At 67.2% G+C, this 16,304-nt stretch carries 16 protein-coding genes; 11 read left to right on the forward strand and 5 right to left on the reverse strand.

The genetic code is table 11. The features are described from left to right. Positions 1–24: 24 nt before the first annotated feature. The 4 genes from G5A46_RS06300 to G5A46_RS06315 all read left to right on the forward strand — a co-directional run bounded on the left by G5A46_RS06300 (position 25) and on the right by G5A46_RS06315 (position 5,031). A complete protein-coding gene (locus G5A46_RS06300; RefSeq protein ID WP_163848340.1) occupies positions 25–765 on the forward strand; it encodes an SDR family oxidoreductase in 741 nt (246 codons plus the stop codon). A 28-nt stretch (positions 766–793) separates the two neighbouring features. Next, positions 794–1,960 (forward strand): MFS transporter, encoded by a 1,167-nt coding sequence (locus G5A46_RS06305; protein WP_163849905.1) that lies wholly within the window; start codon positions 794–796, stop codon positions 1,958–1,960. A 171-nt stretch (positions 1,961–2,131) separates the two neighbouring features. After that, positions 2,132–3,154 carry an aspartate-semialdehyde dehydrogenase gene (locus G5A46_RS06310; protein ID WP_163848342.1) on the forward strand — a complete coding sequence of 341 codons (1,023 nt, stop codon included), beginning with the start codon at positions 2,132–2,134 and terminating at the stop codon, positions 3,152–3,154. Between the two features lie 230 nt (positions 3,155–3,384). Next, positions 3,385–5,031, forward strand: coding sequence for a DUF4139 domain-containing protein (locus tag G5A46_RS06315; protein ID WP_163848344.1), 1,647 nt, complete (start codon positions 3,385–3,387; stop codon positions 5,029–5,031). A gap of 129 nt (positions 5,032–5,160) precedes the next feature. Here G5A46_RS06315 and G5A46_RS06320 read toward each other — a convergent pair whose 3' ends face one another. Beyond that, positions 5,161–5,811, reverse strand: coding sequence for a carbonic anhydrase (locus G5A46_RS06320; protein WP_163848347.1), 651 nt, complete (start codon positions 5,809–5,811; stop codon positions 5,161–5,163). Here G5A46_RS06320 and G5A46_RS06325 point away from each other — a divergent pair. From G5A46_RS06325 to G5A46_RS06335, 3 genes are read left to right on the forward strand one after another with little or no spacing between them, the layout of a single operon-like run. Then, positions 5,803–6,324: a hypothetical protein gene (locus G5A46_RS06325; protein ID WP_163848348.1), complete on the forward strand. Its 522-nt coding sequence runs from the start codon at positions 5,803–5,805 to the stop codon at positions 6,322–6,324. The two genes, G5A46_RS06320 and G5A46_RS06325, sit on opposite strands and share 9 nt — an antisense overlap. Next, positions 6,321–7,721, forward strand: a complete 1,401-nt coding sequence (locus tag G5A46_RS06330; RefSeq protein WP_163848350.1) for a leucyl aminopeptidase family protein — start codon at positions 6,321–6,323, stop codon at positions 7,719–7,721. The genes G5A46_RS06325 and G5A46_RS06330 overlap by 4 nt, the downstream gene beginning before the upstream one ends. Before the next feature lie 3 nt (positions 7,722–7,724). Further along, complete coding sequence (locus tag G5A46_RS06335; RefSeq protein WP_163848352.1) at positions 7,725–8,570, forward strand: C40 family peptidase; 846 nt, start codon at positions 7,725–7,727, stop codon at positions 8,568–8,570. Here the strand turns inward: G5A46_RS06335 and G5A46_RS06340 are convergent. Next, on the reverse strand, positions 8,551–8,892 hold the full coding sequence (locus tag G5A46_RS06340) for a DUF2794 domain-containing protein (protein WP_163848354.1): 342 nt from the start codon (positions 8,890–8,892) through the stop codon (positions 8,551–8,553). The two genes, G5A46_RS06335 and G5A46_RS06340, sit on opposite strands and share 20 nt — an antisense overlap. 150 nt (positions 8,893–9,042) lie before the next feature. Here G5A46_RS06340 and pcaF point away from each other — a divergent pair, with 150 nt between their 5' ends. Next, positions 9,043–10,236, forward strand: a complete 1,194-nt coding sequence (pcaF, locus tag G5A46_RS06345) for a 3-oxoadipyl-CoA thiolase (RefSeq protein WP_163848355.1) — start codon at positions 9,043–9,045, stop codon at positions 10,234–10,236. A gap of 50 nt (positions 10,237–10,286) precedes the next feature. Here pcaF and G5A46_RS06350 read toward each other — a convergent pair whose 3' ends face one another. Both G5A46_RS06350 and G5A46_RS06355 read right to left on the reverse strand, forming a co-directional pair. After that, a complete protein-coding gene (locus G5A46_RS06350) occupies positions 10,287–11,414 on the reverse strand; it encodes an alkane 1-monooxygenase (protein WP_163848357.1) in 1,128 nt (375 codons plus the stop codon). 31 nt (positions 11,415–11,445) lie between these two features. After that, the gene (locus tag G5A46_RS06355; RefSeq protein ID WP_239520644.1) at positions 11,446–12,507 is read right to left on the reverse strand and encodes an A/G-specific adenine glycosylase; all 1,062 of its coding nucleotides are present in this window, start codon (positions 12,505–12,507) and stop codon (positions 11,446–11,448) included. Between the two features lie 80 nt (positions 12,508–12,587). On the opposite strand from G5A46_RS06355, the gene G5A46_RS06360 reads away from it, so the two are divergent. From G5A46_RS06360 to G5A46_RS06370, 3 genes are read left to right on the forward strand one after another with little or no spacing between them, the layout of a single operon-like run. Beyond that, on the forward strand, positions 12,588–13,091 hold the full coding sequence (locus G5A46_RS06360) for a DUF721 domain-containing protein (protein WP_163848359.1): 504 nt from the start codon (positions 12,588–12,590) through the stop codon (positions 13,089–13,091). Between the two features lie 19 nt (positions 13,092–13,110). After that, on the forward strand, positions 13,111–13,770 hold the full coding sequence (locus tag G5A46_RS06365) for a DsbA family protein (protein WP_163848361.1): 660 nt from the start codon (positions 13,111–13,113) through the stop codon (positions 13,768–13,770). Next, positions 13,770–14,900, forward strand: a complete 1,131-nt coding sequence (locus tag G5A46_RS06370; RefSeq protein WP_163848363.1) for a CaiB/BaiF CoA transferase family protein — start codon at positions 13,770–13,772, stop codon at positions 14,898–14,900. Before G5A46_RS06365 ends, G5A46_RS06370 begins: the two co-directional genes overlap by 1 nt. Here G5A46_RS06370 and G5A46_RS06375 read toward each other — a convergent pair. Next, entirely contained in the window at positions 14,897–16,147 is a 1,251-nt protein-coding gene (locus G5A46_RS06375; protein ID WP_204318699.1) for a UbiH/UbiF/VisC/COQ6 family ubiquinone biosynthesis hydroxylase, read from the reverse strand. The two genes, G5A46_RS06370 and G5A46_RS06375, sit on opposite strands and share 4 nt — an antisense overlap. Positions 16,148–16,304: the final 157 nt, after the last annotated feature.

Raw genomic sequence — 16,304 nt, forward strand, 5'->3', positions numbered from 1 at the left:
CGGCGGATCGAGAGGAGACCCATCATGCGGCTAGAAGGTAAAACGGCAATCGTCACTGGCGCCGGTTCCGGTTTCGGCGCGGAAATCGCACGGCGGTTCACCCGCGAGGGGGCCAAGGTCATGGCCGCCGATCTGAACGGCGACGCGGCCCGCGCCATCGCCGAGGAAACTGGCGGGCTGGCCGAGGCGGTGGACGTGTCCGACACCGAGGCGATGAAAGCCATGTTCGACCGCGCGCTGACCGATATGGGCCATGTCGATATCCTGGTGAACAATGCCGGCATGACCCATCTGCCCAAACCCATGACAGAGGTCGAGGAAGACGAATTCGACCGCCTGTTCCGGGTGAATTGCAAATCCGTCTATCTGGGCGCGCGCTACCTGGTGCCGTCGATGAAGGAGCGCGGCCAGGGCGCGATCGTCAACATCGCCTCCACCGCCGGGGTCAGCCCGCGTCCGAACCTGAGCTGGTACAATGCGTCCAAGGGGTGGATGATCACCGCCACCCGCGCCATGGCCGTCGAACTGGCGCCCTTTGGCGTTCGCGTGAACGCGGTGAACCCGGTGGCGGGCGAAACGCCGCTGCTGAAAAGCTTCATGGGGGAGGACACGCCCGAGGTGCGGGCCAAGTTCCTGTCCACCATCCCGCTGGGCCGGTTCTCCACCCCGGCCGATATCGCCAATGCCACGCTGTACCTGTCCTCGGACGAGGCCAGCATGGTCACCGGCGTCTGCATGGAAGTGGACGGCGGGCGCTGCATCTGACCGGGGGCCGCGCCTGATGTCCGCCGCCCTGCGCCCCGATATCCTGCTGCTGGTCTTCGGCTATGTGCTGAGTCAGTTCTACAGATCCTTCCTGGCGGTGCTGACCGGCCCGCTGGAGGCCGATCTGGGCGCGACCGCGGCGGATCTGTCCTTTGCCTCCGGCGTGTGGTTCCTGGTCTTCGCGGCGATGCAGATCCCCGTGGGCTGGGCGCTGGACCGGATCGGGCCACGGCGGTCGTCCTCGGTCCTGCTGCTGGTGGGCGGGGCCGGGGGGGCTGCGGTCTTTGCCCTGGCGACGGAGCCATGGCACCTGACCGCCGCGATGGCGTTGCTGGGGGTGGGCTGTTCGAACATCCTGATGGCGGCCTATTACATCTTCGCCCGCAGCTTCGCACCGGTGATCTTTGCCTCGCTGGCGGCGGTCTCTCTGGGCACAGGGATGGTCGGCAACCTGGCCGGTTCGCTGCCCATGGCCCTGGCGGCAGAGCTGATCGGCTGGCGCGCCTGCATGGCGGTGATGGCGGTGATCTCGGGGGCAACGGCGCTGGGCCTTTGGGTGTTGATCAAGGATCCCCCCGCACCCGAGGGCGGGCCGCGCGGTTCCCTTCTGGATTTGCTGAAGATGCCCGCCTTCTGGCTGCTGGTGCCGATGATCCTGGGCTGCTACGCGCCCACCGCCACGCTGCGCGGGCTGTGGATCGGCCCCTATTTCGCCGATATCTACGGCGCCTCGGCCACACAGGTGGGGCAAGCGGCGCTGGTGCTGGGGGTGGCGATGATTCTGGGCACCTATGCCTACGGGCCGCTGGATCGCTGGCTGGGCACGCGGAAATGGGTGGTCTTTGCCGGGAACGCGGGCGCGCTGGCCTGTCTGCTGGGGCTGATCCTGCTGCCGGGGCTGGGCGCCGTGCAGGCGGCGCTGCTGTTTGCCGGGCTGGGGGCCATGGCGGCGTCCTATCCGATGCTGATGGCCCATGGCCGCGCCTTTGCACCGCCGCATCTGGTGGGCCGCGCGGTGACGCTGGTGAACCTGCTGGCGCTGGGATCGGCGGGGGGGATGCAGGTGATGTCCGGCTGGCTGTACAACCCGGCGGCACAGGGTCCGGCGGCGTTTGCGCCGATGCTGTGGTCCTACGCGGCGCTGATGTTCGTCGGGCTGGCCGTCTACCTGTTCGCCCCGGACCGGATGGACTGAGGCAGCCCTCGCCTGCTGCCGGGCGCGCCGGACACGCGGGATGGCCGCCGCGCCGCAGCTTTCGGGGCGGGTCGGATCGCCGCACTTGATATTTGCCATCACGACAACACCCTTTCAACCAAGTTGCGGGTGCGGTATGCACCCGCGTCCAGATCAAAGGAGAGGTCCGACATGGGCTATAAAGTCGTCGTCGCAGGCGCCACGGGCAACGTGGGCCGCGAAATGCTGAACATCCTCGCCGAGCGGGAATTCCCCATCGACGAAATCGCCGTGCTGGCCTCGCGCCGGTCGCTGGGCACCGAAGTCAGCTTTGGCGACAAGACACTGAAAACCCAGGATCTGGCGACCTTCGATTTCACCGGCTGGGACATGGCGCTGTTCGCCATCGGCTCCGGCCCGACGAAGGAATTCGCCCCCAAGGCCGCGGCGGCGGGCTGTGTCGTGATCGACAACAGTTCCCTCTATCGCTACGACCCGGACGTGCCGCTGATCGTGCCCGAATGCAACGCCGAGGCGATCCACGGCTATGCCAAGAAAAACATCATCGCGAACCCGAATTGTTCGACCGCGCAGATGGTCGTGGCGCTGAAGCCGCTGCATGACCGTGCCAAGATCAAGCGGGTCGTCGTCTCCACCTACCAATCCGTGTCCGGCGCCGGCAAGGAAGGCATGGACGAGCTGTGGGACCAGACCAAGGCGATCTACAACCCCACCGATGACCTCAAGGTCGACAAGTTCCAGAAGCAGATCGCCTTCAACGTGATCCCGCATATCGACGTCTTCATGGAAGACGGCTCCACCAAGGAAGAGTGGAAGATGGTGGCGGAGACGAAGAAGATCATCGACAGCTCCATCAAGGTGACAGCCACCTGCGTGCGCGTCCCCGTCTTTGTCGGCCATTCCGAGGCCGTGAACATCGAGTTCGAGGATTTCCTGGACGAGGACGAGGCCCGCGACATCCTGCGCGAATCCCCCGGCTGCATGGTGATCGACAAACGCGAGGACGGCGGCTACGTCACGCCGATCGAATGTGTCGGCGATTTCGCCACCTTCATCAGCCGCATCCGCCAGGACAGCACCATCGACAACGGCCTGAACATCTGGGTCGTGTCGGACAACCTGCGCAAGGGCGCGGCGCTGAACGCCGTCCAGATCGCCGAGGTTCTGGGCCGCGAAGTCCTGAAGAAGGGCTGAGCCAGCGCGCCACGCGCAGCAGGGCCATCGCGCCATGCAACAGCATTGTAACGGGCCGGGGGATCTCTCCGGCCCGTTTTCATTTTGGGACGGGCCGGCCATGGTACGCCCCTCACGATATCTGTCCCACTGCCCCCGATTTCCGCCGCAGGACGGCTCCGCAGCAATCGGTCCTTGGCCTCTGTCGCGGCACGCTTCATGTTGGGCGCAACATTTTCCCGGAGGTCCAAATGCGCCTGTTTCCCGCCGTCCTTTGCCTGTTTCCCATGGCCGCAATGGCCGATGATATCCAAGTTCCCAGCCGCGTTGATGCGGTGACCGTGTTCCCGCAGGGCGCGGCCATCCACAGGGTTGCGGAATACGAGATTCCCGCCGGCACCCACCGCCTGATCCTGACCGACATGCCCGTTGTGCAGGAGGATTCTCTGCGGCTGACGACCTCGGCCGCGGCCTTGGGGGCGGTGTCCTATCGCGACGATTTCGTCCCGCCCCGCGATCCCGCCCGCACTGCCCGGGTCGAAGCCGCCAAGGCAGAGGTCGATGCCGCCCGCGCCGCGATCCAGGCGCTGAAGGACAAGGCCCGCGCGGCGGAACTGGCGGCGGATGCCGCGCGCGACCGCATCGCCTTTCTTGCCGGTCTGGGCCAGGGGGAGGGGCTGGCCGGTGCCGGCACCACCGCCATTCGCGACCTCGTTGCCCTGGTCGGAGAGGAAGGCCTGGCCGCCCGCCGCGAGATCCACGCAGCAGAGCAGCAGGCCCGCGAGATCCTGCTGGATCTGCCCGACCTCGAAGAGGAGCTGGTCCGCGCGAAGCAGGCACTGGCCGCGCTGGAAACCGGGGCGGGGGAGCGTGCCTACCTGACCGTCGTCGTTACCGCCGAGGCACCAGTGACCGGTACGCTGGAGCTGCGCTACATGGGATGGGATGCGGGCTGGACTCCGGCCTATGACTTCCACCTGACCACCGGCGCGGCGCCCGCGCTGACCGTCGAACGCGGCGCCTTTGTCCGGCAGGCGACGGGCGAGGATTGGCAGGACGTGGCGCTGACGTTGTCCACCGCCGAACCCACAGCGCGCAGCGTTCCGGGCGAGGTTTTTCCCTGGCTGCGCCGGATCACCGAACCGCGCCCCGACCCCCGCCCCTATGCCAAGGAAGAGCTTGCCCGCAGCCAGGGCAGCGCCGGGTTCGCCGCCGCTGCCGCCGATGCCGCCCCCGCGCCGGTGATGGCCGAACCCGTGATCGCCACCGGCGATTTCGACGGCTTGTCGGTGACCTACGACTACCCCCGCCCGGTGAGCATCGCCAATGGCGCCGATGCGCTGAAGATCGGGCTGGGGGATCTGTCGGTGACGCCGCAGGTCTATGCGCGCGCGGTTCCCGCCCTGCACGAGACGGCCTTTGTCATGGGGGAATTCACCAATGACACCGGCGCGCTGATCGCCGGAACGGAGGCGGCGCAATTCTACCTGGACGGCACCTATATCGGCCGCCGCCCCATCGACCTGATCAGCGAAGGGGACAAGGCCACCCTTGCCTTCGGCCCGATCGAGGGGCTGCGCCTGGAACGGCGGGTCAAGGACCGGCAGGCGGGCGACCGCGGTGTGCTGACACGCTCGAACCGGCAAGAGGAAAACGTGGTGATCACCGCCAGCAACCTGACCGGCCGCGACTGGGACGTGCGGTTGACCGACCGGGTGCCCTATTCCGAACAGGAGGACCTGGTGATCGACTGGACCGCCAGCCCGATGCCCGATGACAGCGCCCTGGACAACCAGCGCGGCGTGCTGGAGTGGCGTTTTGCCCTGCCCGGCGGGGCAGAGCAGGAGATCACCCTGGACCATACGATCACCTGGCCGGGTGACATGATCCTGCAATGATCCGTCCCGGATCCGGCGCGGCCTTGCAGGGCACGCGCCGTTACATAAAGGGGCCCCGCGCGTCACCGCGTCGGGGCCCCTGCTGTCAGGACGGTCGGGCCGCAGTGCGCCGATGGGCGCCGACGGGCCCTAGATCGGGCGAAAGGCGCCTTCTTCGGGCTGGAACTGCTCCATCTCGCCGCCGCCGATGTCCTTCCACATGCCGTGCAGGCTGAGGTTCCCGGCATCGACCGCATCCTTCACGAAGGGGAAGGTCATCAGGTTGTCGAGAGAGACCAGCACCGCCTCCTTTTCCAGAGCGCGGAACCGGTCGTCGTCGTTCTCGATGTCCTTCACCCGGTCGTAGCGCGGGCGCAGGATGTCCATCCAGCGGCCGACAAAGCTGGACTTTTCCTCCAGCTCCGGGGCGTGGCCGGCGCACATGTCATGGCAGCCCTTCACGCCACCGCATTTGGAATGCCCGACGATGATGATATGCGCGACCTTCAGCGCGGTCACCGCGTATTCCACCGCCGCCGAGGTGCCGTGCTGCTGGCCGTCGGGCTCGTAGGGGGGAACCAGGTTGGCGATATTGCGGTGGATGAAGAATTCCCCCGGCTCGGCGCCGAACATCGCGCTCATGTTCACGCGGCTGTCACAGCACGAGATGAACATGGCGCGCGGGCGCTGTCCCTCGTCCGCCAGGCGTTTGTACCAGGCACGGTTCTCGGCATAGGCGGTCGCCTTCCAGCCGTGATAGCGTTGCACCAGGTAGGATGGCAGCGGTTTGGCGTGATCCATGCGCATGGCTCCTCTGTCGGGATGGTTGTCGGGTTCTATAGCGGGGGAAATCGCGCTGCGAAACGTGTTCCGGGCAAATGCATCGAAAATCTGATGAATTTCAGACGCAAGATCGGGATTGCAGAAAGGAATCGTGAAGCTTTCCACTCCACCCTGGAAGAGGTGTTTCAGGTAAGAAGAACCGGCTTGGTACGAGATGTCTTCGTGTCAAGACAATGGGAAGGGATCCGGCTGGAGTCTATCCCGCTGACCGGCCTTTTGCGCATGGGAAAGGCGCAGGCCCGCGAGGGGGGCGCCACCGCACTGGGCGTGCTGCCGCGCCCGCTGCGCATCGGCGAACGCCCGCTTTCCGCGATCAGGGACAAAGGCGACCGGCCTTGGTCGGGGCTGGTGTCCGGGATATCCGGCTGGGATGCGGGGCTCGGCGGGCGGAGGGGGGCGGGGCGAAAGTCGCTTGCAGCCAGTGATGAACCCGATAGCCTGCCGAAAACCACTGGCTGGACATTCCCATGACCGACACTCCGATGAAATTTGCCGCCACGACCAAGGCGGCGATCCCCCTGCATGTCGTCGCGGCCGAGGCGCTGGACGATTTCCTGGCCAGGCAGGACGATACGGCCCGCGCCTGGATTTCCGCCTCCGGCTTTGCTGGCGCGCTGAAAACCGGCATAGCGGTACCCGGCCCCGATGGCACGCCGGCCATGGCGCTGATCGGCCATGGCGATGCCGCTGGTCGCGCGCGGGGTCGGTTCTGGCTGGCCGGTGCGCTGCATGCCTTGCCTCCGGGCACCTACCGCATCGCCTCCGGGCTGGCGGGCGCGGAGCTGGAGGCGGAGGCTTTGGGCTGGCTGTTCGGCAATTACCGCTTTGACCGCTATGCCCGGCAGTCGCCGGCTCGCCACCTGCTGATCGCTCCTGACGGGGTTGATGCGTCCCGGATCGAAACCCTTGCCGAAAGCGAGGCGCTGACCCGCGACCTGGTCAATACCCCCGCCGCCGACATGGGGCCGGCTGAACTGGCCGCTGCCGCACAGGCCCTGGCCCGCGATTTCGGCGCCGCCTGCACGGTGATCGAGGGGCAGGCTCTGCTGGATCAGAATTTCCCCATGATCCATGCGGTGGGCCGCGCCGCGACCGCCGCGCGCGCGCCGCGTCTGATCGACCTGCGTTGGGGCGAGGCGGGCCCCAAGCTGACGTTGGTGGGCAAGGGGGTCTGCTTTGACACCGGCGGGCTGGACCTGAAACCCGCCGCCTCCATGGGGTTGATGAAAAAGGACATGGGCGGCGCGGCCAACGTTCTGGGCCTGGCGCGGTCGATCATGGCGCTGAAGCTGCCGGTGCAGCTGCGGGTGCTGATCCCGGCGGTGGAAAACGCCGTCTCGGCCGACGCGTTCCGCCCGCAGGATATCCTGACATCCCGCGCCGGACTGACGGTAGAGATCAACAACACCGATGCGGAAGGCCGGCTGGTTCTGGCGGATGCGCTGACCTATGGCGCGGAGGAAGAGCCGGATCTGATGCTCTCCATGGCGACGCTGACGGGCGCGGCCCGTGTGGCCGTGGGGGCGGATCTGGCGCCGGTCTTTGCAGATGACGATGCCGTATTCGCTGCGATCGACGCCGCCGGGCGGCAGGGCGCGGACCCGGTCTGGCGGATGCCGTTCCATGACCCCTACGAGGCGCTGATCGAACCGGGCATCGCCGATCTGGACAATGCGCCCAAGGGTGGGTTCGGCGGGGCGATCACCGCCGCGCTGTTCCTGCGCCGGTTCGCCGGTCGGCAGGTGCGCTACACCCATTTCGATGTCTACAGCTGGAGCGCGACGGCCCAGCCCGGGCGCAGCCAGGGCGGATTTGGCCAGGGTGGGCGGGCTGTGTTGGGCGCGCTGCCGCAGATCCTGGCGCTGTGATTCGTGGATCGCCGTCGCTTTCCCGCCAATGATCGGGTGGCCTTGCAGGGGGTGGCCGATCGCGCGCCGGGCCGTCATGCGGTGTCGGGGCAGGCGGCGCAGGTGGTCTGGCCCGTGGCGGATCTTTGCGCCGCTCCGGGTGGCGCGCGGGATCGGCAGCTGCTGTTGGGCGCCGCCGTCACGGTGATTGAACTGCGGGGCGATCACGCCTTTGTCCAGGCGGATGCGGATGGCTATGTCGGCTATCTGGTGCAGGAGGCGCTCGGGCCCGTCGCGACGCCCACCCACAGGGTGATCACCCGCGCCACCCATGCCTATGCCGCGCCGGACCTGAAATCGCCGGATCGCATGGCCCTGCCCATGGGGGCGGCGGTGGCGGTGACGGGGGTGCAGAACGGATTTGCCGCCACGGCGGTGGGGCATGTGCCCCAAGGCCATCTGGCGCCGCTGCACCAGCCTGCCGCCGATCCGGTGACCGTGGCGGAACGCCTGCTGGGCACGCCTTATCTGTGGGGCGGGAATTCGGCTTACGGTATCGATTGTTCGGGGCTGGTGCAGGCGGGGCTGGCCCTGTGCAACCTGTCCGCGCCCGGCGACAGTGACATGCAGGCGACCGAGTTGGGCGAGGCCTTGGATATGGATGCGCCGTTGCGCCGGGGCGACCTGTTGTTCTGGAAGGGGCATGTCGCCTGGGTCGCCGATGACAGGCGGATCCTGCATGCCAATGCCCATCACATGGCCGTGGCCTTCGAGGATCGTGAACAGGCCATTGCCCGCATTCACGCGGGAGGCGACGGGCCGGTGACGGCGCGGCGGCGGATCGCGGAGATCACTCCACCGCGCGGATAAGCTTGCGCTCCAGCACGCGCAGGACGGTTTTCAGGTCATGCCCGCGCTTGAGAATCTGACCATCCATGCCGACCACGGAATATTGCCCCTGCCGGTTGCGCAGGCGGGGGCGTTTCTCGATCCGGTAGAGGGGATGTTCCGCCGTGCGCCGAAACACCGAGAACACCGCCATGTCGCTGAGGTTGGAAATGCCGTAGTCGCGCCATTCTCCGGCGGCGACCATGCGCCCATAAAGGGAAAGGATCACGTTCAGCTCGGTCCGGTGGAACGCGGTCTGAACCGGGGCGGGCTGCGGGAACGGGGTGGGGGGCTGAACGGTCATACCAAAAGATTTGCGGGCTGCGCGGTGTAAATCAAGGGGAAAGCGACCGGAACCGGGCGTTCGGTTCGCTCTGCGGAAATGCATTCCGGCAACTTGACCCCCCGCACCGGATCGCGCAATTTGCCGCCAACCTTTGAAGGGAGAGAGATCATGACCGAGGCATTCCTCTGCGACGGGCTGCGCACACCGATCGGACGCTATGGCGGGGCGCTGTCCTCGGTCCGGCCGGACGACATGCTGGCCCATGTGATGCGCGAGCTGATGGCCCGCAACCCCGGCGTCCAGGTGGACGAGGTCTTCATGGGCTGCGCCAACCAGGCGGGCGAAGACAATCGCAACGTGGCGCGCATGTCGCTGCTGCTGGCGGGCCTGCCCGACACGGTGCCGGGCGTGACGATGAACCGGCTGTGCGGCTCGGGGCTGGACGCGGTGGGCACCGCCGCCCGCGCCGTCAAGACCGGTGAGATCGAGCTGGCCATCGCGGGCGGTGTCGAATCCATGTCGCGCGCGCCGCTGGTGATGCCCAAGGCCGACAGCGCGTTCTCCCGCCGGGCAGAGATCTACGACACGACCATCGGCTGGCGCTTTGTGAACAAGGCGATGCACAAGCAGTTCGGCACCGATTCCATGCCCGAGACGGCGGAAAACGTGGCCGAGCAGTTCGACATCAGTCGCGAGGCGCAGGATGCCTTTGCGCTGCGGTCGCAAACGCGCGCGCTGGCGGCCATCGAATCTGGCCGCCTGGCGGAGGAGATCACCCCGGTGACGATCCCGCAGCGCAAGGGCGAGGCCATTGTCGTGGATCGGGACGAACATCCGCGCCAGACCTCTCTGGAAAAACTGGCCAAGTTGCCGACGCCCTTCCGCGAAGGCGGGTCGGTGACGGCGGGCAATGCCTCGGGCGTCAATGACGGCGCCGCCGCGCTGATCGTGGCATCTGCCGCGGCGGTGGAGAAATACGGCCTGACCCCGCGCGCGCGCATTGCCGGGATGGCCACGGCAGGCGTGCCGCCGCGCATCATGGGCATTGGCCCGGCGCCGGCGACGGAAAAGCTGTTGGCGCTGACCGGCCACAGCATCGGCGACGTCGATCTGATCGAGCTGAACGAGGCCTTTGCCGCGCAAGGGCTGGCCGTGACCCGGCAGCTGGGCCTGCCGGACGATGCGGATTTCGTGAACCCCAATGGCGGGGCGATTGCCTTGGGTCACCCGCTGGGCATGTCCGGCGCGCGGCTGGCGCTGACGGCGGGGATCTCCATGGGTCACATGGGGGCAAAGCGTGCGATCTGCACCATGTGCATCGGCGTCGGCCAGGGCATCGCCCTGATGCTGGAAGCCGTCTGACCGGCCGGGCCGGGCATCGCGGCGCGTGGGTCAGGCCCCGCGCGCCGTGGTCAATCGGCGTGGCGCCCCGCCTTGTAGGGCGTCCAATCCGTGATCTCTGGATAATACATCGCCCGCCATTTGCGTACGCGTGGGTTCATCCGGCGGCGCCACAGCGGCGGGACCATCGCCAGCGTGGCCATGCGGGGATAGCCATGCGGCAGCTGCGGCGCCTGTTCCGGGCCATGGGTCTGCAACAGCGGAAAGCGGCGGTCGGGCTTGTAATGGTGGTCCGAATGGCGTTGCAGGTTGATCAGCAGCCAGTTCGTCGCCCTGTGCGCGGCATTCCAGCTGTGGTGCGGTTTGACATGTTCGAATTTTCCATTGCCCAGATATTTCCGCGTCAGCCCGTAATGTTCGACATAGTTTGTCAGTTCCAGCATCCAGACGGCAAAGAACGCCTGAATGATGAACAGCACCAGCCCCGTCGCCCCGCCCAGCACCAGCGCCAGCACCAGCATCGCCCCCTGTAGCGCGGCATAGCGCCAGAACGGATTGGCCCGGTCAAAGGGCGATTTGCCGCGTTTCTCCAGCCGGTGCGCCTCTGCCCGCCAGGCGGACCGGGGGCAGTCCCGCAACACCCGCCAGAAATAGTGAAAGAACCCCTCGTTGTAGCGCGCGGTGACCGCGTCGCGCGGGGTGGCGACATGGACGTGATGCACCAGCAGGTGTTCGGTACGGAAATGCGAGTAAAGCGTCATGGACAGCAGGATATCGCCCAGCCACCGCTCTGTCCGGTTGCGTTGGTGCAGCAACTCATGGGCGTAGACGATGCCCACCGCGCCGGTCATGGTGCCGACGCCGTAAAGCAGCAGAAGCGTTTCCCAGACCCCCAGGTGATCGGCGCGCGCGACGTACCAGATCAGCCAGAACAGCGTCACGAATTGTACCGCGGGCCAGGCCATGGTGATGGCGCGGTACCAGATCAGATCGGCGTCGTCGGTGTCTGGATCGGCATTGTCGGGGTTCAGGCCAAGGATCGCGTCCAGGATGGAGAACACGACAAAGCCGTAGGCGGGCAGCAGGATTACCGTCCAGCCGCCATGAACGGCGCCGATCACCGCCAGTGGCACCATCGCCAGCGAGAGCAGAAACGGCGCGATGGCGCGGGGATCGGTGAGGGCGGGGGGCTGGGACATCCGGGCCTCTCCTGTTGCGGCGGCGGGTTGCCTAATCTTGTACGAAGGTAGGTTGGCCCAGGTCAAATGCCTTGCGCATCAGTGTCGGCAGATCGGCGGGGCGGAAGTCTGCGGGGGCGGCGAAAAAGCCGCGCTGCGGCGTGCAATCGGCGGGAAGATCGGCCAGCCGCAGCGACAGGCGCAGGTGGAAATGGGTGAAGGTATGGCGCACCTCCGCCCCGGGATCGCGCCAGCGGGCGACGGCCGGCGGATCGGGATCGGGGGTCGTTTCACGCCAATCCGTGGAAGGGAAGGCCAGCATCCCGCCCAGCAGCCCGCGATCCGGGCGCCGCTCCAGCAGCCAGGCGCCATCGGTGCGACGGCCGAGGTAGACCAGCCCCTGGCGTACCGGCTTGGGCTTTTTGGGTGTCTTGCGGGGCAGTTGGGTGGCGGTCCCGGCATGACGGGCGGCGCAATCGGCCATCCAGGGGCAAATGCCGCAGGCGGGGTTGCGCGGGGTGCAGATCGTGGCGCCCAGGTCCATCACCGCCTGGGCGTAATCGCCCGGCCGTCCTGGCGGCGTATGGGCGGCGGCCAGGGCGCTCAGCGCGGGTTTGGCGGTGGGCAGGGGGGTGTGCAGGTCGTGGATCCGCGCCATCACCCGTTCGACATTGCCGTCCAGCACCGCCTCTGCCCGGTCAAAGGCGATGGCGGCGATCGCGGCTGCGGTATAAGGGCCGATGCCGGGCAGGGCGATCAGCCCGTCACGGGTATCCGGGAACTGCCCGGCGTGATCGGCCACCACCACCCGCGCGCATTTCAGCAGGTTGCGGGCGCGCGCGTAATAACCCAGGCCCGCCCATTCCCCCATCACCCGGTCATCCGGGGCGGCGGCCAGGTCGGCCACGGTGGGCCAGAGCGTGGTGAACCGGGTGAAATAGGCCCGCACCGCCGCCACGGTGGTCTGTTGCAGCATGATCTCCGACAGCCAGACGCGATACGGATCCGGCCGCTGCCCGGCCTGCCGCGCGGCGGGGCCGACGCGCCACGGCATCTGGCGGGCGTTGCGGTCGTACCAGTCCAGCAGCTCTGCCGCTCTCGCTGTCTCACGCAAGTGTTATGCCTCCTGATCGCTTGCCGCGCTGGTCCATGGGCGGCAGAAGGGTAAGATAGGGTGCAACGAAAGGAAGGGCCATGCCTCCGCGCAAGACCACCACCTACGGCTTTGCCCGCACGTCCAAGCTGCTGGAACAGCGGATCCGGCACGCGGGCGAATCGCGGGGCTTTGCCGTGTCGCGCCTGCTGACCCATTGGGAGGAGATCGTCGGCCCCGACATTGCCGCCATCGCCCGCCCGGTGGATGTGAAATACGGTCGCGGCCAGCTGGGCGCGGCGCTGACACTGCTGACCACGGGGCCGAACGCGCCGCTGCTGGAGATGCAGAAGGAACAGGTGCGCCAGAAGGTCAACGGTTGCTACGGCTACAACGCCATCGCCCGGATTCGCGTCACCCAGACCGCGCCCACCGGGTTTGCCGACGGGCAGGCCGATTTCCAGCTGCGTCCGACGCCCCGTGCGCCGGAACGGCCGGACCCCGAAACCACCGCCCGTGCCGCCGATGTGGCGCAGGGCGTTGCCGACACCGGCCTGCGTGAGGCGCTTGAAGCTTTGGGCCGCAATGTTCTACGCAAGACCTGAATTAACGGAAGGATCACAGATGGACCGCAGGACCCTACTCGGAGGCGGGACAGCCGCCGCCGCCGCCCTTCTCGCTGCTGGCGGGATCTACTTCGGCACGACCCCGCGTCCGGTTCTGGCCCAGGCCGAAACCGGGGGCGATGTCGATACCTCCACCATCAACGAGATGGTGCTGGGTGACGAGAACGCGCCAGTGACGATGGTGGAATACGCCTCCTTCACCTGCCCGCATTGCGCGACATTCCACCAGAATGTGTTCAAGGATCTGAAGGCCGATTACATCGACACCGGCAAGGTGCGGTTCATCTACCGTGACGTGTATTTCGACCGCTTCGGTCTGTGGGCCGCGCTGATGGCACGCTGCGACGATGGCGCGCGGTTCTTTGGCCTGGCCGATGTCATCTACGCCAAGCAGAAAGAATGGCTGAACGGTGACAGCCCTGCCGAGATCGCGGACAACCTGCGCCGCATCGGCAAGGTCGCCGGCATGGAAGACGACACGATCGAAGCCTGCCTGGCCGACCAGGACAAGGCCCGGACGCTGGTCGCCTGGTTCCAGGAGAACGCCGAAGAAGACGACGTGACCGCCACGCCGACCCTGTTCGTCAACGGAACCAAGCATTCCAACATGTCCTATGCCGATCTGCGGGACGTGCTGGATGCGGAACTGAACGGCTGATGAGCGCACCGCTGTCCGGCCTGAAGGTCGTTGAACTGGCCCGAATCCTGGCCGGCCCCTGGGCCGGTCAGACCCTCGCCGATCTGGGTGCCGAAGTCATCAAGGTCGAAAGCCCCGCAGGCGACGATACCCGCCAATGGGGCCCGCCCTTTGTCGAACGTGATGGCGATCGCAGTGCGGCCTATTACTATTCCTGCAACCGGGGGAAATCCTCGGTCACCTGCGATTTCCGCACGCCCGAGGGACAGGAGATGGTGCGCGACCTGGTGCGCGATGCCGATATTCTGGTCGAGAATTTCAAGCTGGGCGGGCTGAAGAAATACGGGCTGGATTACGACAGCCTGAAAGAGGTGAACCCCCGGTTGATCTATTGCTCCATCACCGGGTTCGGTCAGACCGGGCCCTATGCCCACCGGGCGGGGTATGATTACATCATCCAGGGCATGTCGGGCCTGATGTCGATCACCGGCGAACCCGATGGCGCGCCGCAGCGCGCGGGGGTGGCGATCACCGACCTGTTCACCGGCGTCTATTCCGCCACGGCGATCCTGGCCGCGCTGCACCAGCGGCAGACCACGGGTCGGGGGCAGCATATCGACATGGCGCTGTTGGATTGCGCGGTGTCGATCACCGCCAATCAGGCGCTGAACTATCTGACCACCGGCACACCGCCGGCGCGGACGGGGAATTATCACCCCAATCTGGGCCCCTACCAGACCTTCGCGGTGTCGGACGGGCATATCATCATCGCAACCGGCAATGACGGCCAGTACCATCGCCTGTGCGACCTGCTGGACCTGTCGGGGATGAAGGACGACCCGCGGTTCCTGACCAATTCCGACCGCGTCGCCAACCGCGAGGAGATGGCCGCCCTGTTGCAGGAAGCCTGCCTGCGGTTCACCGGGGCCGCGCTGCTGGCCGCCTGCGAGGCGCAGGGCGTGCCTGCCGGGCCGATCAACACCATGCGCGACGTGTTTGATGACCCGCAGGTGCAGGCGCGCGGGATGCGGGTGGATCTGGATGGGGTGCCCAATGTGCGCTCCCCCTTCCGGTTTTCCGATGCGGATCTGGCGCTGGATCGTCCCGCCCCCGTTCTGGGGCAGGACGATGACACGGCGGCGCGCGGTTAGCGCATCAATTCAGGCAGGTCGCCGGTCAGTCCGGCGGCCTCCCGGATAAAGCTGCGGCGCAGGCCGGGCAGGGCGTTGATCGCTCCCATCCCCAGATCGCGCCCCAGACGCAGCAGCGGGTTGTCATTGGAAAACAACCGGTTGCTGAGGTCTGTCGCCAGGGCAAGGGATTGCGTGTCGAACCGGCGCCATTCCTGGTACCGCTCCAGCACGTCGATGGCGCCGATATCCTCGCCGCGCTGGCGGGCGTCGGTCAGCACCTGCGCCAATGCGCCGATATCGCGCAGCCCGGCGTTCAGGCCCTGGCCCGCGATCGGGTGCAGCCCATGCGCGGCATCGCCCACCAGTGCCAGCCGGGGCGCGACGAAGCGGTCGCAGATCGACAGGCCGAGAGGGTAGGAGAACCGCGCCCCCTCCAGCCGGATATCGCCCAGAAAGTCGCCAAAGCGCGGGCGCAGGGCGGCGAGGTATTCCCCCTCCGGCAGGGCGGCGATCTCGCGGGCCAGGGCGTCCCGTTCGCTCCACACGATGGAGGACCGGTTGCCCGGCAACGGCAGGATCGCCAGCGGCCCGGCGGGCATGAAGAACTGATGCGCCACGCCGTCGTGCGGCCTTTCATGCGCGATGGCGCAAACCAGTGCCGTCTGCCCATAGCCCCAGCCGCGCCGCGCGATGCCCGCCCGCCGCGCCGTGCCGCTGGACCGCCCGTCGCAGCCCGCCAGAACCTGTCCGTGCAGCACCCGGCCGGAGGCCAGGGTGACGCTGGCGGTCGTGGGGGTGATCTCCTGCGCGGTCACCGTCTCTCCCGCCAGATGAGTGATCGCCGGGCTGTCGGCCATCGCCGCCTGCAAGGCGCGGCGCAGGTGACGGTCTTCCAGCATGTGGCCCATCGGGCCTTCTTCGATCTCCGCATGGTCGAAATGCATGAAAAAGGGCGCGGCACCGGTGCCGGGATGGCCATCGCTGACCTTGATCTCCAGCATCGGCTGGCTGTCCGTGCCGACACGGTCCCAGACCCCCACCGCGCGCAGCAGCCGGACGGAGGCCAGCGCCAGCGAATAGGCGCGGCCGTCAAAACCGGCGTCGCCATGGGCTGCGTCGGGCAGGGCGTCGATCACGGTGCTGGAGAAGCCGGCCCGCGCCAGGGCCAGGGCCAGAACCGGGCCGTTCAGGCCGCCGCCGGTGATCAGGATGTCGCTGTCAATGCTCATGCCCCGCAATATGTGCGGCCGGGCTGGTTTGTCCATGCGCCCTGCTGCCGCTGCTCCCGTCGCGCGGGACGGGGCAGGGGGACTGTGGCACGGGGGTCGCGGCATTGTCTTAAATACAACAAACGGATGGCAGGCCCCGGCACCCGCTGGACGGGTGGCCGACCAATGCGCTACGATCCGGCAAAACGGGGCG

Origin of the sequence: Pseudooceanicola aestuarii (assembly GCF_010614805.1) — a bacterium.
Taxonomy (GTDB): domain Bacteria; phylum Pseudomonadota; class Alphaproteobacteria; order Rhodobacterales; family Rhodobacteraceae; genus Pseudooceanicola; species Pseudooceanicola aestuarii.

Bases quoted from the DNA above. Each gene is read 5' to 3' on its own strand.
- G5A46_RS06300 (WP_163848340.1), top strand. From the start codon at position 25: ATGCGGCTAGAAGGTAAAACGGCAATCGTCACTGGCGCCGGTTCCGGT.
- G5A46_RS06310 (WP_163848342.1), top strand. From the start codon at position 2,132: ATGGGCTATAAAGTCGTCGTCGCAGGCGCCACGGGCAACGTGGGCCGC.
- G5A46_RS06315 (WP_163848344.1), top strand. From the start codon at position 3,385: ATGCGCCTGTTTCCCGCCGTCCTTTGCCTGTTTCCCATGGCCGCAATG.
- G5A46_RS06320 (WP_163848347.1), bottom strand. From the start codon at position 5,811: ATGGATCACGCCAAACCGCTGCCATCCTACCTGGTGCAACGCTATCAC.
- G5A46_RS06330 (WP_163848350.1), top strand. From the start codon at position 6,321: ATGACCGACACTCCGATGAAATTTGCCGCCACGACCAAGGCGGCGATC.
- G5A46_RS06340 (WP_163848354.1), bottom strand. From the start codon at position 8,892: ATGACCGTTCAGCCCCCCACCCCGTTCCCGCAGCCCGCCCCGGTTCAG.
- pcaF (WP_163848355.1), top strand. From the start codon at position 9,043: ATGACCGAGGCATTCCTCTGCGACGGGCTGCGCACACCGATCGGACGC.
- G5A46_RS06350 (WP_163848357.1), bottom strand. From the start codon at position 11,414: ATGTCCCAGCCCCCCGCCCTCACCGATCCCCGCGCCATCGCGCCGTTT.
- G5A46_RS06360 (WP_163848359.1), top strand. From the start codon at position 12,588: ATGCCTCCGCGCAAGACCACCACCTACGGCTTTGCCCGCACGTCCAAG.
- G5A46_RS06365 (WP_163848361.1), top strand. From the start codon at position 13,111: ATGGACCGCAGGACCCTACTCGGAGGCGGGACAGCCGCCGCCGCCGCC.
- G5A46_RS06370 (WP_163848363.1), top strand. From the start codon at position 13,770: ATGAGCGCACCGCTGTCCGGCCTGAAGGTCGTTGAACTGGCCCGAATC.
- G5A46_RS06375 (WP_204318699.1), bottom strand. From the start codon at position 16,147: ATGGACAAACCAGCCCGGCCGCACATATTGCGGGGCATGAGCATTGAC.